Source organism: Plantactinospora sp. WMMB334, assembly GCF_049179095.1.
Taxonomy (GTDB): Bacteria; Actinomycetota; Actinomycetes; order Mycobacteriales; family Micromonosporaceae; genus Plantactinospora.
Genome location: NZ_JBMHME010000002.1, coordinates 4,559,493 through 4,573,420, shown reverse-complemented (window position 1 = coordinate 4,573,420; position 13,928 = coordinate 4,559,493). Strand labels below are relative to the sequence as shown.

The window sequence follows — 13,928 nt, the reverse complement described above, 5'->3', positions numbered from 1 at the left end:
AGGCGGGTTCCGGTGCGCGTCGATGACGCTGGAGTGAAGAGTGTGTTTCGCGCCTCCCGGAGGCCGTGACGCCGCTCACTCCGGCCGGCACGGCACTGCTCACTCCGGTCGCCGCAGCACTGCTCACTCCGGTCGCCGCAGCACTGCTCACTCCGGTCGCCGCAGGCCGCCGGCGACCTTCTCGGCGATCAGCTCGTACGAGCGCACCCGGTCGGCGATGTCGTAGACCATCGTGGTGAGCATCAGCTCGTCCGCCTCGGTCCGGGTCAGCAGCTCGGTCAGTTGCCGGCGGACCGTCTCGGGCGAGCCGAGCGCCTGCCCCGCCCGCCGCTCGGCGACGAACTGGCGCTCCACCTCGGTGTAGGGGTACGCCGCCGCCTCCTCCGGGCTGGACAGCGGCGCCGGCCGGCCGGTACGCAGCCGCAGGAACGACAGCGAGGCCGGCCCGGAGAGCCACTCCGCCCGCTCGTCGTCCTCGGCACAGACCGCGTTGACCGCCACCATCGCGTACGGCCGCTCCAGCCAGCGCGAGGGACGGAAGCTCTGCCGGTAGAGGGCCAGCGCGGGCAGCGTGTTGGCGGCGCTGAAGTGGTGCGCGAAGGAGAACGGCAGGCCGAGCAGCCCGGCGAGCCGGGCGCTGAACCCGCTGGAGCCGAGCAGCCAGATCGCCGGCCGGTCGCCGTGGCCGGGGGTGGCGGTGATCGGCCCGGTCCGTTCGCCGGTGAAGTAGTTGACCAGGTCGTCCAGCTCTTCCGGGAAGTTCTCGGCGGAGAGCCCGGCCATGGTGCGGCGCAGCGCCAGCGCGGTCGGCTGGTCGGTGCCGGGCGCCCGGCCGATGCCGAGGTCGATCCGGCCGGGGTGCAGTGCCTCCAGCGTGCCGAACTGCTCGGCCACCACCAGCGGCGCGTGGTTGGGCAGCATCACCCCGCCGGACCCGACCCGGATGGTCGAGGTGGCCGCCGCGACGTGGGCGATGAGCACGGCCGGGGCGGAACTCGCGATCGCCGGCATGTTGTGGTGCTCGGCCACCCAGAAGCGGTGGTAGCCGAGTTCCTCGGTGCGCCGGGCCAGCTCGGTGGTGTGCCGCAGGGCCGCGCCGGCGGTGGTGCCGGCGGCGACCGGTGCGAGGTCAAGGACAGACAGCGGTACGGTGATCACACCCTGCGGCAACCGGCGACGGGCCGGATTTCTTCCGCCCGACCTGCGGATCGGGTGGGTCAGTGTGCGGCGGGACGGGCCCGGACGTGCAGGCGTTCGCCCTGCGGGCCGAAGAGATTGAGCGCCTCCGCGACCCCCGGGCCGGGGTTGCTGACGTGGTGCGGCAGCCGGGTGTCGAACTCGGCGACCTCGCCCGGGGTCAGGATCAGGTCGTGCACGCCGAGCCGCAGGCGCAGGCGTCCGGAGAGCACGTAGAGCCACTCGTAACCCTCGTGCGTCTGCAACTCCGTCTCGCCTGTCGGGGTGTGCGGCGGGAGGATCTGCTTGAACGCCTGCACACCGCCCGGCCGGCGGGTCAGCGGGAGGAACGTGACGCCGTGCTGGACGATCGGGCGGGGGTGCACCCGCGGGTCGGCCGTGGCGGGCGCGTCGACAAGTTCGTCGAGGGAGACCTGGAAGGCCCGGGCGAGCGGCAGCAGCAGCTCCAGGGTGGGCCGGCGGCCGCCCGACTCCAGCCGGGAGAGGGTGCTGACCGAGATGCCGGTGACCTCGGCGAGCTGGGTCAGCGTGCTGCCCCGCTGCTGGCGCAACGACCGCAGCCGGGGACCCACCGAGGTCAGCGGGAACTCGTCGTTTGCCATAACAGCAAGAATAGTTGCCACCTTCCCCGCCGCGCCGCACCGTGGACCCAACAGATCCGACGAGGGGAAGCGCAGCGTGGACAGGACGTACGACGTGGTCGTGGTCGGCGGGGGCGCCGCCGGGCTGAGTGGAGCCGTGGCGCTGGCCCGCTCCCGCCGCTCGGTGCTGGTGGTGGACGCCGGGCAGCCGCGCAACGCACCCGCCGACGGGGTGCACAACTATCTGGGCCGCGAGGGTACGCCACCGGGGGAGCTGGCGGCGGCCGGGCGTGCCGAGCTGACCGGGTACGGCGGGGAGTTCCTCGCCGGTCGGGTCGAGACCGCGGCGCGGGACGGCGACGGGTTCCGGCTGACCCTGGACGGCGGAGTGGAGTTGCGGGCACGGCGGCTGCTGGTGACGACCGGCCTGGTCGACGAGCTGCCCGACGTGCCGGGGCTGGCGCAGCGGTGGGGGCGGGACGTGCTGCACTGCCCGTACTGCCACGGCTGGGAGATGCGGGACCGCCGGATCGGCGTACTGGCGACCAGTCCGATGTCGCTGCACCAGGCGAGCCTGTGGCGGCAGTTGAGCGCGCAGGTGATGCTGTTGACCCACGAGACACCGGAGCCGGACGCGGCCGGTGCCGAACAGCTCGCGGCACGCGGCATCGCCGTGGTGCCCGGCCGGGTCGCCGGCCTGGAGGTGACCGGCGACACCCTCACCGGGGTACGCCTGGCCTCGGGCGAGACCGTCGCGCTCGACGCGGTGGTGGTCGCGCCCCGGTTCACCGCCCGGGGCGGCGTGCTGGAGACTCTCGGGATCAAGCCGGTCGACGTGGAGATGGCCGGACACGTCGTCGGCAGCCAGATCCCCGCCGGCCCGGACGGTGCCACGTCGGTGCCAGGGGTCTGGGTCGCCGGCAACGTGGCGGACGTACGCGCCCAGGTGATCTCGTCCGCCGCCGCCGGGCTGATGGCCGGGGCGGCGATAAACGCCGACCTGGTCGCCGAGGAGACCCGGCACGCCGTCGAGGCGTACCGGGAGGAGGTACGGACGAGGTCCTCCGAGGCCGGCTGAGAGGCGCCCCAGCGGATTTCGGCGCACCGGATGCACGTCCCGGACATGATGTTCACCGCCGAGGAGGTGGCGGCCGGGTTCGACCCGACCGCCTGGACGGTGCCGGCCGCCGAGACCCGACCCCGCTCCGCCACGGACCTCGGAGGGACACGACATCACCATTCATGACGCCGTGCCGGTCGCCAGGCGGCGCGCCTAGCGGCCGGCTGGCGGTGCGGCCGACCGGGCGGTTGGCGGGGCTGCCGACGAGTCGGCGGGCGGTGGCGCCGCCGGCCCGCCCCAGCTGTCCGGGCCGCCACCCCGGATCGCTGTTCGACGCCGCGGTCGGTGTGCGGGTCCCCGACGGCACCCCCTCGCCGAACAAGCCGGTCGAGGCCCGTACGCACTTCCGGCGCGGTGACCGGTCGCTGGCGTTGCGCACCCTCGGCGGGTACGTGGCGGAGCTGCTCGGCACCGGCAACATGCACGGCGCCTGCGTGGCGGCCGTCGAGTTCGTCAACATGATGGCGAAGCTCGACCGCCCGGGCGAGGCCGCCCGGGTGCTGGACTATCTCGACGCGTCGGGCCTGCTCGACGCGCCGGCCTGGGCGAGCCAGGTCGCCGAGGTCAGGGCCGGCCTCGGCGACCTGCCGCGCCCGGCGCCCGCGCTCGACGACCAGGGGGCGCTGGAATACATGCGGCAGGTGCTCCGGCAGCTCGGCGGCGCGCAGTCCACCCCCGCCGGTCCGGTGGCCGGTCCGCTCCCCGACGAACCGGCCGAGGGGTCGCCCCAGGCCGAGGGGTCGCCTCAGCCCGGCACGGTGAGGTCGGAGTAGTCCCGCGCCGTCAACGGCGCCCGGGAGAGCGCGCCGTCGGCGCGGGGGATGCCGAGGTGCTCACCGCCCTGCCGGAAGGTCACCCGATCGATGTCCGGGCGCGTCGTCAGGGTCTGGACGATCTGTCCGAACGCGAGCATCTCGTCGTTGCGCCCGGTCCCGGCGAGGCCGGCGCCGACCTCGACCACGGCCTCGCCCTGCGACACCTCCACCCCGAGGACCGCGTCCGATCCGGTCACCGCGCTGGTCAGGCCGGCGAGCTGCTCGGCCTCTGCCGGGCCGGCGAGGAGCAGCTCCAGGTGTGCCTCGACCGGCAGCGGGCCCGGCAGCCGGCGTGTGACCGGCACCAGCTTGTCGTCGCGGAGGTAGTACAGCCGCTCGACCACCAGGCCGGACCGGGTGGGCTGCGGGGTCGCCCGGGTCGCCTCACCCGTGGCTCCGGGAGGCGAATCGATCGATCGAGGTGTCTCCTCGGCCGGCACCTGGCAGCCGGCGACCAGGCCGAGCAGGACCGGAAGGAGAAGAAGCGGTGTCACCCGCCGTCGCCGGTTCATCGCGGATCCTCCGGTAGTTCCACCCGGAACCGGGCACCACCGCCCGGCCGGTCGAGTACGGCGACCCGCCCGCCATGCGCGGCCGTGTGCTGCGCCACGATGGCGAGCCCGAGCCCGGTCCCCTCGGTGTCGCCGCGCGTGGTGGCGGTCCGGCCGCGGACGAACCGGTCGAAGATCACCTGCTTGTCGTCGGTGCCGACGCCGGGGCCTTCGTCGTCGACCTCGATGTAGTACATCCCGGCGGACCGGCCCAGCCGGATCGCGGACGCGCCCCCGCCGTGCCGGCTCGCGTTGTCGACCAGGTTACCCAGCACCTGCTCGACCCGGCGTCGGTCGACCACCCACACCCGGTCGTCGAGGTCCCGCCGTTCGAGCAGCGTCTCGGGTAGCTGCCGCGACCGGCACACCTGGCGGGCGAGGTTGACGACGTCCACCGGCCCCCGGTCGGCGGGCTGGTCGGTGCGGGCCAGTTCCAGCAGGTCGTTGACGAGCCGCTGGAACCGGTCCACCTCGTCGGCGACCAGCCCGGCGGCGGTGGCGCTGCGCTCGTCGAGGTGGTCCCGCCGGCGGCCGAGCACGCTCGCCGCCGCCGCGAGGGTCTGCAACGGCGACCGCAGCTCGTGGCTGACGTCGGCGGCGAACCTGCGGTCCCGTTCGATCCGCTGGGCGAGCTGGTCGACCATGTCGTTGAAGGACGTGGTGAGCTTCGCGAGGTCCGGCTCGGTGGCCGGGTCGAGCCGGGCACCGAGATCCCCCTTGGCGATCTCCTGCGCCGCGCCGGCGACCAGGATGATCGGGCGCATCGTGTAGCGGGTGCTGTACCAGCCGATCCCGGCGCCGGCGGCGGCCGTGATGACCGCGACCAGGGTCAGCACGAGGCCGAGCACCTGGAGGGTGTGTTCCAGCTCGTGCAGGTGGTCGACGTGGTAGAACGCGGTCGTGTCGGAGAGCGGCACCCCGACCACGACGGCGGGCTGTCCCTGGGCCCGCACCCGCTGGATGGCCGGCCGGCCGTCGCGCACCGACTGCTGCAGCGGCTCCGGGATCGCCTCGGTGGTGCCGGCGTCGGCGTTGCGGGCATACCACGTCCCGTTGCGCCACAGGACGGCGCGCCGATCCTGGCCGGTGTCAAGCGATCGCAGGATCTCGACGATGTCCGGCCGCTCGGTGCCGAGGCGCGCCCGGACGACGGCGGCCTCCAGGTAGGCGGCCCGGACGGCGGTGCGCTCCCGTTCGTCGAGCAGCGCGTCCCGGGTGAGGTGGTACGACACCAGGGCCATCATCGCCGACAGGATCAGCGCGCCCACGGTGAAGCCGGCGGTGACCCGGGCGCGCAGGCCGGCCCGCCTCACCGCTGGAGCCGGTAGCCCAGGCCGCGTACGGTGACCAGGTGCCGGGGTACGGCCGGATCCATCTCGATCTTCTGCCGTAGCCGGCCCACGTGGACGTCGACGAGGCGCTCGTCACCCACCGTGTAGTCCCAGACGCGTTCGAGCAACTGCTGGCGGCTGAGCACCCGGCCGGCGTGGTAGGCCAGCTCGCAGAGCAGCCGGAACTCGGTACGGGTCACCGCGACCGGCTCACCGGCCAGCCGGACCTCACCGGCTTCGGGTACCACCTCCAGGTCGCCGAAGCTCAACCCCGGCACCGCCAGCGCCGACCGGGTCCGTCGCCGCAGGGCCCGCAGCCGCGCCGTCAGCTCCTTGACCGCCACGGGCTTCACCAGGTAGTCGTCGGCACCCGCCTCCAGGGCGGCGACGATGTCGTGGGTGTCGTCGCGGGCGCTGACCACCACGATCGGCACGCCGTCGTTACGGCGCAGCTCACGGATGCACTCGTAGCCGTCGATGCCGGGTAGCATCAGGTCGACCAGGACGGTCTCGGCGGGTCGGCGGCGCTGCTCGGCGATGCCCTCCTCCGCGGAGGCCGCCGCGCGGACGGTGTAACCCTCGTCCTGCAGCGCGAGGGTCAGTGACAGCCTGATCCGGTCGTCGTCGTCGATCACCAGCACACCTGTCATGCCGCCATGATGCGCGCTCCGTACAGCGTCAGGGAAATCCTGCGTGACATCCCGGGGGCCGCGGCGTCATAAAACCGTCATACGGCTGCGGAGATACCGAGACAACCCCGCTCCATGCTGGGGATGCCGATTGCGAGGGGCCGGGGAGGTGCCGGATGTACGGAGACGACGACGAGTTGAGCGCGCCACCTCCGGCCCGGGGCACCGCTGCGGTCCGGGCCGAGGTGGTCGTCACCGGCCGGCTGGACCGCTCGGCGGTCCCCGGACTCGACGCGGCCGTCGACGCCGCCCTCCGGCGCGGTTCCACCCGGGTCGTGTTGGACGTGGCGCAGTGCCACTACGCCGACGCGGCCGGGATCGCCCTCCTGCTCGACCTGCATCGCCGCAGCCGGCGGATCGGCAGTTCGCTCGCGCTGCGCGCACCCTCGCCGCGGCTGCGGCGACTGCTGGAGATAGCCCGGGTGGATCAGGTGCTGACCGTCGACCCCGGGCCGGCCGAGCAGCGGACGGCAGCGGATCACCACACGTCGACCGGCCATCACACCGTCGCCGATCGCCCGGACACAGCGGCTCAGCCGAGCACGGCGGACCACCCGGGCGCAACGGCTCACCCGAGTACAACGGCTCATCCGGTGGCGGCGGAGCGTTCGACCGTGCCGGGCGACGCCGCCGCCTCCCGAGCGGTGCGGTAGCACAGCGCCGCCGCTGTCAGGAAATGCCTTCCTCCCCCCATAGAGGTGCATGGCAGGGCCGGGGTCGGTTCGAGCCGGCCCTGCCATGCACCGGGTCTGCACGCCCGTGCCCTGGAGGTCCGAGATGACCGTCGTATCCGGTGTGGAGAGCAACACGGTGAAGCTGATCTGCGACCACTGCGGCGGCGTCACCGTCAGCGCGGACCAGCGGGTCCAGATCAGCGAGGCGGTCTGGCGGCTGACCGCCGAACACGGCTGGACCGGTTCGCCCTTCGCCGCGGGACCGCACCGCTGCCCCGCCTGCGCGGCCAGCCGAATCCTGCAGCGCCCCGAGTTCGCCGATCCGGCGGTGCCGCTGCCCGGGGCGCGGGGGCTGCGGGTCGACTACGAGCCGGCCGCCGCCGTGGTGTGGTTCGGCGGGGACATCGACCTGCTGGGCGCGGAAATGCTCCGCCAGGCGCTGATGGCCGCCGGGGCGGTACGGCGAGCGGTCGTGCTCGACCTGAGCGACGTGGCGATGCTCGACTCCGCCGGCCTGGGCGGCCTGGTGCGGGCCTATCGCCATATCAAGCGCTCCGGCGGGGTGCTCTACCTGGCGGCACCGTCGCGCTACATCGTCACCGTGCTGCACACCATGCGCATCGACGGGCTCTTCCCCACGTTCCCGGACCGGCGGCGGGCGCTCGACCACCTCGCCGCGACGCCGGTCCAGGGCCGGGTCGGCACGGCCATCGCCGCCGGTGACCGGCAGCGGGAGCGGGCTCGCGGTGGCCCGGGGGGTACGGCCACCGCGCCGCGCCGCAACAGGGCACCCGGCCGGTCCCGGAGCCCGAGGAACTGACCGATCGCGCCGTCGGCGCAGTAGGCCGGTCAGCCCGTCATCCCGCCGACCGGCCGGTGATCCCGCCGGTCAGCCGGTGATGACGACCTTTGCGCGGGCGTGCTCGATCTCCAGGTACCGGATGGCCTCCGGCGCCCTGTCGAGCGGATAGCTCCGGTCGATGGCCGGCACCACCTGTCCCGCCTCGGCGAACTCCCGCAGGGCGACCAGGTTCTCCCGGCTGGGAACCGTGCTCGGCACCACCAGCCGGTGGCGGACCAGGCGGGCGAGCAGGCGCCCGCGGACGAGCAGCGACATCGGACCGAAAAGACTGCCGCCCCCGGAGACGCCGCCCCCGGAGAGCACGAGCGTCCCCCCGGGGGCCAGCACGCGCCGGAGGTCGGTCAACGACCGGTTCCCGACGAGGTCGAGCAGGACGTCGTAGCGGCGTCCGCCACGGGTGAAGTCGTCGCGGGTGTAGTCGACGACCTCGTCGGCGCCGAGCCCCGAGACGAGTTCCAGGTTGCGGGTGCCGCAGACCCCGGTCACCTGTGCGCCGAAGGCCCTGCCGAGCTGTACGGCGAAGGTGCCCACCCCACCCGAGGCACCGTTGACCAGCAGGCGCTGCCCCGGTTGGAGTCGGGCCGCGTCACGCAGGCAGATCAGGGCGGTGCTGCCCGCCACCGGCATCGCCGCCGCCTGCGCGAAGGTCAGGCCGGCCGGCATCCGCTCGACCAGTTCCTCCCGGACACGGACATATTCGGCGAAAGCCCCGTCGACCGGGCCGAGGTCGCCGTACACCGCGTCGCCGGCACGCAGCCGCGTCACGTTCCGGCCGACCGCCTCCACCCGCCCGGCGAAGTCCCGGCCCCGGATCCTCGCCCTGGGTCCGGCGCCCAGCCCGAAGGACAGGCGTGCGATGTACGGGTCGCCGCGCATCGCGTGCCAGTCGTACGCGTTGACGGCGGCCGCGTGCACGCGTACCAGCACCTGGTCGTCGGCGGCCACCGGCCGGGCGACCTCGGCGAGGCGGAGCGAGTCGGCAGCGCCGTACCTGTCCTGGACGATCGCCCTCATCGTTGGCTCCTTCAAGGCCGCACGGCCCATGTTGGTCGTCATGGACAGAGCGTGTCGGTCGCGGTGGGGGAGGCGCGTCGGGTCGGCGGGGGCATCGCGGATGCTCCCCGGGTGGTATGCGCGGGTACGGCGTACCACGCCCGGCGTAGCCGAACTGCCTCCCCTCGGCCAGGGTCGATCGGGGCGCCGCTCGCCTACAGTTCTGGTATGACCCGGTCCAGCCACGGCCCGGGGCCGCGTCCCGGTCCCGGCCTGGCGGTGCTGACCGCACTGGCACAGCCCGCCGGCACCGCGATCCTCGCCCCTGGGCAGCCGGCCGAGGTGGGCTTCGTCGGGTACGCGCTGCTCGTCCTCGGTGGACTGGCGCTTGCCGACCGGCACCGGTTCCCCCGGCGGAACTTCCTGATCGTCGCCGGCGCGACCCTGGCGTACCATCTGCTCGGCCTGCCGCCCGGGGTGACCTTCCTGGCGCCGGTGATCGCGGCCTCCGCCCTGATCAGTGCCGGGCATCGCTGGCTGGCCTGGGGCTCCGCCGCCGCCGGGTACGCCGGCTGGGTGCTGCTGCGCGGTGCCACCCTGGACGCCGCCCTCGTCGTGGCGGCGCTTCTCGCCGGCCTGGCCCTGCTCACCGAACTCGGCACCCCGGCGGTCCGGAGTGTCCAGCGGGCGATGCGGGAGCAGTGGCGCCTCAACGAGGAGCGGCAACGCCGGCGCGCCAGCGAGGAACGGCTGCGGATCGCCGCCGAGCTGCACGACGTACTCGGGCACCACCTCTCGTTGATCAACGTCCGGGCGGGTGTGGGCCTGCACCTGATGGGCCGGCAGCCGGACCAGGCCCGGGTCGCCCTCGACACGATCCAGCGGGCCAGCGCCGAGGCGCTGCGCGAGGTCCAGTCGGTGCTCAACACGCTCTACTCGACCAGCGGCGCCGCCGCGCCCCGGGCGCCGGCACCGGGGCTGGACCGGCTCGACGGGCTGACCGGCGACGCCGGGCTGCCGGTCCGGACCGTGGTCCGGGGCGAACCCCGGCCGCTGCCCGCCGGGACCGACCGGGCGGCGTACCGGATCGTCCAGGAGGCGCTGACCAACGTCCGCCGGCACGCCGGCCCGGGCGCCACCGCCACCATCACCATCGAATACACACCGGAGGAGCTGGTGGTCCGGGTCGACGACGACGGCGGGACGCGGGAGCCGGCGGAGGCCGCGGCCGGCAACGGGATCACCGGCATGCGCGAGCGGGCCGCCGCGCTCGGCGGGACGCTGACCGCCGGCCCGGCACCGGAGGGCGGCGGCTGGCGGGTGCGGGCCAGCCTCCCCGTCGGCCCGGAGTCCACCCCGTGATCCGGGTGCTGCTCGTCGACGACCAGGCCCTGGTCCGGGCCGGTTTCCGGGCGCTGCTGGACGCCGAGCCGGACATCGCGGTGGCCGGCGAGGCGAGCGACGGCGCGCACGCCGTCCGGCTGGCCCGACAGCTCCGCCCCGACGTCGTCCTGATGGACATCCGGATGCCGGGCGTGGACGGTCTGGCCGCGACCCGGCAGATCGCCGCCGACCCCGCACTCGCCGGGGTCCGCATCGTGGTCCTCACCACCTTCGAACTGGACGAGTACGTCGCCGAGGCGCTGCGCGCCGGTGCCGCTGGCTTCCTGGTGAAAAGTACCGATCCGGCGGAGTTCATCCGTGGCGTCCGGGTCGTCGCGGCCGGTGAAGGACTGCTCTCACCGAGCGTCACCCGCCGGGTGATCGAGCAGTTCGCGGCCCGGACCGCCGCTCCGGCACCGCCCCGGAAGCTGGCCGAGCTCACCGAGCGGGAGCGGGAGGTCGTCGCGCTGGCCGGCACCGGCCTCTCCAACGACGAGATCGCCGCCAGGCTGGTGGTCAGCCCGGCGACCGCCAAGACCCACGTCTCCCGCGCGATGGTCAAGCTCGGCGCCCGGGACCGGGCACAGCTCGTGGTCTTCGCCTACGAGGCCGGCCTGGTCCGCCCCGGCTGGCTCTCATGAAGGTGCCGTCGACGGCCGGCTGTGGCGGTCGTGATCTGTCACCACGGGCCAGGCGACGGCGATGCGGCAGGTTCTCGCTGAACAGGACACCGGCGGTAGGCGTTGTGTGGACGTGACTGGTGAGCCTGAGCGCCGGCGTTCGGCAAGGGCCCAAGACGCCCTTCATCCGGCAGAGCGAGTTGTTGACACCGTGTCAGACGGCGAACTGTCGCCCGGAGGCGCTGGCGAGCTGCCGCGCGAGGGCTCCGCTGAGCTGCCGCGCGAGGGCTCTGGCGAGCTGCCGCGCGAGGGCTCTGGTGAGCTGCCGCGCGAGGGCGCTTCGGTCGGTTGGCTCACCGGGAGCGGGCGATGGCGCCGTCTCGGCTCCGCGCTGCACTGGGCGGGCGACCGGGTGGCGGTGCTGGGTGCCGATCCCGACGGGGCGATCACGGCGATGGCGGCCGAGGTGCCAGGGGAACCGGATGTCGTGACGGTGATCGGCGAGCTCGACGGTCGCGACGACTGGTCGACGGTCGAGGCGGTGCTGCCCATCGCGGCGCCGCCCGGCAGCCGGGGCCGGCTCGCCGTCGCCGGGGCGGGCGCGTCCGACCTCGGTCTGGCCGCGCGTCTCGCCCGCGAGTTGACCGCGACCGTCATCGCGCCGCGCGGGGACGTGCTCCTGGTCCCCGGGGGCTCGCTGTTCGCCGTGGACGGGTGGCTGCGTTACGAGGCGTCCGGTGCCTCCGCACCGGACGGGCGCCGTACCCCCCGGCCCGAGTGGGAAGCGGATATCGACGGGTTGTGCGTGCCCGGAGGCCCCGACGCGCGGGGCGGCACGGTCCTGCGGCCGATTCCGGCGGGGATGTGGCTCTGCCCGGAGGTTCCGGGCGCGCCACCGCCCGAACTGGACGATCCCGCCTACGGTGTACCGCTCGATGCGGAGCGCCCCGTCCTGTTGGTCGGCCGTCCGGATGATCCGGAGGTGTCTGAGGAGGCCATCCTCGCGGTCGTCCGGGCGCTGCCGTCGTCACTGCGTCACCGCCTCCGGCTCGCGCCGTACGGGCCGGCGGCGAGCACGGTCGCGGCGGCGGTCAGCCTGGCACGCGACGAGGAGCATCCGGTCCTGGTCTGCACCGGCGTGCCGGCGCTGGCCGACGACGGGCAGTTGGTCAGCGTCGCGGTCGACGGGTCGGGGACGCGGCGGTGGGAGTCCCTGCCGACCAGCCTGATCTTCCGATCCACCGGACCGGCGGAGCCGACCGGTACGGGCCGTGCGCTTGACGGGTTCCCGCGGGTCGACGAGCACGTTTTCCGGCTCAATGAGCAGTGGGTGGCGGAGGTGACGCAGTCCGGTCTGTGGGTGCGCCCACCGCTGCTGGACGGGGGTGCGGAGGTGGTCCGCGGCCATCCCTGGGTCCCGTCGAAGCTGCGGATCTTCGTCGGCGTGCCGGGTGAGCCTCCGGGGCACGAAGTGCTGCCGCTGCTGGGCGCGCTCGTCGGCCGGCTTCCGGTCGAGACCCGCCGGCGGGTGGAGCTGGCACCCGAGCCGTTCGCCGTCGCGGCGACGGTGAGCGTCACCGCAGACGACGAGCCGCAACTCGACGCCGGCGCCCGGGACGAGCCGGATTCCGATTTCCAGCGGGCGATGCCGCTGCGTGGCCTGCCGCCGCGAGGCGCCGGCGGCGAAGCGACCGCGACCATCCGGCCTGCGGCGTCGAAGGCCCCGCCCCGGCCCGCGGCGTCGAAGGCCCCGCCCCGGCCCGCGGCGTCGAAGGTCCGGCGCCGGCCCGCGGCGCGGCCGGCAGCGGCGCCACCCGGGCCGGAGTCCGCGATGGCCACCACCCCGGCGCCCCGGGCGGCGGCGCTGTCACGCATGGTTCCGGTACCCGTGCCCCCGCCGTTCGCGGCGCCCGCAGCGACCCGGCGTGCGGACCCACCCGACGAGTCCACGGCCGAGCTTCCCCTCGTCGCGACCGACCTGCCCGCGTCGCCCGACGACGACCCTCGGGACGGGGCGCGGCCGGACAGGGCGCCGCTGGACGGGTCCGGACCGTACGGGCCGGCGCTGCCACCGCGGTCGGCACCGGCGGCCGGGCCACCGCCGGCGGCGCCGCACCGGATCCGGGTACGCCGGCTGCCGACGCCGGTCCTGGCGGCGATCTCGGTGCTCGTGGTGCTGGCAGCGGTGGCGACCGTGACCGGCTACGCACTGAACCAGACGTCCGGCCGCAGAACGGCGGCCGGGTCGGCGGTGTCCGGCACGGCAGCGCCGCCGTCCGAGGCGCCGCCGCCCTGGCCGCTCCCGACCCCGGACAACGGCAGCCCACCCGCTGCCGGCGCATCAGTACCCGCTGCCGGTGGCCAGCCGAGCGGCACCGCCGGACCCGGCGCGGCGGGACCACCGGTCGTCCCGGGGCAGGCGCCCGGTCAAGGAGGCCGGCTCACCGCGCCGGTGGGCCCGCAGCAGGCACCGCCCACGGCGCCGACCGGCCCGCAGCAGGCACCGCCACCCGCCACACGCTCCGTCATGCCGGGGCTGGTGAACAGCTCCGGACGCAACCTGGCGCTCGGCGGCACCGCCACCGCGTCCAGTGTCGAACCTCCGGGCACCTTCGCCGTGGCGTACGCCAACGACGGGGACCCGGACACCCGGTGGAGCAGTGCCTTCGAGTCGGACCCCCAGTGGCTCGCCGTCGACCTGGGCGCGGTGTGGCAGGTGACCCAGGTCCGGGTGTTGTGGGAGCGGGCCTACGCGACCGCGTACCGCGTCGAGGTCTCCCTCGACGGGCGGGCCTGGCGGACGGTGTACGCGACCAGCCGTGGCGCCGGCGGCGCCGCCACGATCGCCGTCACCCGGACGCCGGCCCGGTACGTCAGGATGCTGGGCACCGCCCGCGCTGCCGACGGGTACGGGTACTCGCTCCACGAGTTCGAGGTGCGCTGACGGGCTCGGCCTGCGCTGACGGGCTCGGCACGGGTCGACCGGGCGGCGGAGTGTCCCTGGACGGTGCGTGGATGACCGGGCCGGCGCGTAGCTCGGCCGCGGCCCGGTTGAACGGGTCGGGCGGCTGTCACGTAGTGAAGGCTCCAGCGTTGCGGCAAACAGCTACCG

Annotated in this window: 13 protein-coding genes; 7 read left to right on the top strand and 6 right to left on the bottom strand. The window is 74.6% G+C overall.

Annotation, left to right across the window (positions count from 1 at the left end):
- Positions 1–147: 147 nt before the first annotated feature.
- Both ACN27G_RS19480 and ACN27G_RS19475 read right to left on the bottom strand, forming a co-directional pair.
- Positions 148–1,158: an LLM class flavin-dependent oxidoreductase gene (locus tag ACN27G_RS19480; protein ID WP_421497386.1), complete on the bottom strand. Its 1,011-nt coding sequence runs from the start codon at positions 1,156–1,158 to the stop codon at positions 148–150.
- A 59-nt stretch (positions 1,159–1,217) separates the two neighbouring features.
- Positions 1,218–1,799, bottom strand: a complete 582-nt coding sequence (locus ACN27G_RS19475) for a helix-turn-helix domain-containing protein (protein ID WP_421494214.1) — start codon at positions 1,797–1,799, stop codon at positions 1,218–1,220.
- 76 nt (positions 1,800–1,875) lie between these two features.
- On the opposite strand from ACN27G_RS19475, the gene ACN27G_RS19470 reads away from it, so the two are divergent.
- Both ACN27G_RS19470 and ACN27G_RS19465 read left to right on the top strand, forming a co-directional pair.
- Complete coding sequence (locus tag ACN27G_RS19470; protein WP_421494213.1) at positions 1,876–2,856, top strand: NAD(P)/FAD-dependent oxidoreductase; 981 nt, start codon at positions 1,876–1,878, stop codon at positions 2,854–2,856.
- A gap of 260 nt (positions 2,857–3,116) precedes the next feature.
- A complete protein-coding gene (locus ACN27G_RS19465; protein WP_421494212.1) occupies positions 3,117–3,671 on the top strand; it encodes a hypothetical protein in 555 nt (184 codons plus the stop codon).
- On the opposite strand, the gene ACN27G_RS19460 is transcribed toward ACN27G_RS19465, so the two are convergent.
- The 3 genes from ACN27G_RS19460 to ACN27G_RS19450 are packed head-to-tail and all read right to left on the bottom strand — an operon-like array spanning position 3,644 to position 6,245.
- On the bottom strand, positions 3,644–4,225 hold the full coding sequence (locus ACN27G_RS19460) for a GerMN domain-containing protein (protein ID WP_421494211.1): 582 nt from the start codon (positions 4,223–4,225) through the stop codon (positions 3,644–3,646). The two genes, ACN27G_RS19465 and ACN27G_RS19460, sit on opposite strands and share 28 nt — an antisense overlap.
- Positions 4,222–5,577, bottom strand: coding sequence for a sensor histidine kinase (locus ACN27G_RS19455; RefSeq protein WP_421494210.1), 1,356 nt, complete (start codon positions 5,575–5,577; stop codon positions 4,222–4,224). The genes ACN27G_RS19460 and ACN27G_RS19455 overlap by 4 nt, the downstream gene beginning before the upstream one ends.
- On the bottom strand, positions 5,574–6,245 hold the full coding sequence (locus tag ACN27G_RS19450; protein WP_421494209.1) for a response regulator transcription factor: 672 nt from the start codon (positions 6,243–6,245) through the stop codon (positions 5,574–5,576). The genes ACN27G_RS19455 and ACN27G_RS19450 overlap by 4 nt, the downstream gene beginning before the upstream one ends.
- Positions 6,246–6,400: 155 nt before the next feature.
- Between ACN27G_RS19450 and ACN27G_RS19445 the strand changes: the two genes are divergently transcribed.
- Positions 6,401–6,937 (top strand): STAS domain-containing protein, encoded by a 537-nt coding sequence (locus tag ACN27G_RS19445; protein WP_421494208.1) that lies wholly within the window; start codon positions 6,401–6,403, stop codon positions 6,935–6,937.
- A 124-nt stretch (positions 6,938–7,061) separates the two neighbouring features.
- Positions 7,062–7,778, top strand: coding sequence for an STAS domain-containing protein (locus ACN27G_RS19440; protein WP_421494207.1), 717 nt, complete (start codon positions 7,062–7,064; stop codon positions 7,776–7,778).
- Between the two features lie 69 nt (positions 7,779–7,847).
- Here the strand turns inward: ACN27G_RS19440 and ACN27G_RS19435 are convergent, their stop codons facing one another.
- Positions 7,848–8,834 carry an NAD(P)-dependent alcohol dehydrogenase gene (locus ACN27G_RS19435; RefSeq protein WP_421494206.1) on the bottom strand — a complete coding sequence of 329 codons (987 nt, stop codon included), beginning with the start codon at positions 8,832–8,834 and terminating at the stop codon, positions 7,848–7,850.
- Positions 8,835–9,041: 207 nt separating this feature from the next.
- Here ACN27G_RS19435 and ACN27G_RS19430 point away from each other — a divergent pair, with 207 nt between their 5' ends.
- The 3 genes from ACN27G_RS19430 (at position 9,042) to ACN27G_RS19420 (ending at position 13,760) form a co-directional block, all read left to right on the top strand.
- Positions 9,042–10,175: a sensor histidine kinase gene (locus tag ACN27G_RS19430; RefSeq protein ID WP_421494205.1), complete on the top strand. Its 1,134-nt coding sequence runs from the start codon at positions 9,042–9,044 to the stop codon at positions 10,173–10,175.
- Entirely contained in the window at positions 10,172–10,837 is a 666-nt protein-coding gene (locus ACN27G_RS19425; protein ID WP_421494204.1) for a response regulator transcription factor, read from the top strand. The genes ACN27G_RS19430 and ACN27G_RS19425 overlap by 4 nt, the downstream gene beginning before the upstream one ends.
- Positions 10,838–11,027: 190 nt before the next feature.
- Positions 11,028–13,760 carry a discoidin domain-containing protein gene (locus ACN27G_RS19420; RefSeq protein ID WP_421494203.1) on the top strand — a complete coding sequence of 911 codons (2,733 nt, stop codon included), beginning with the start codon at positions 11,028–11,030 and terminating at the stop codon, positions 13,758–13,760.
- Positions 13,761–13,928: the final 168 nt, after the last annotated feature.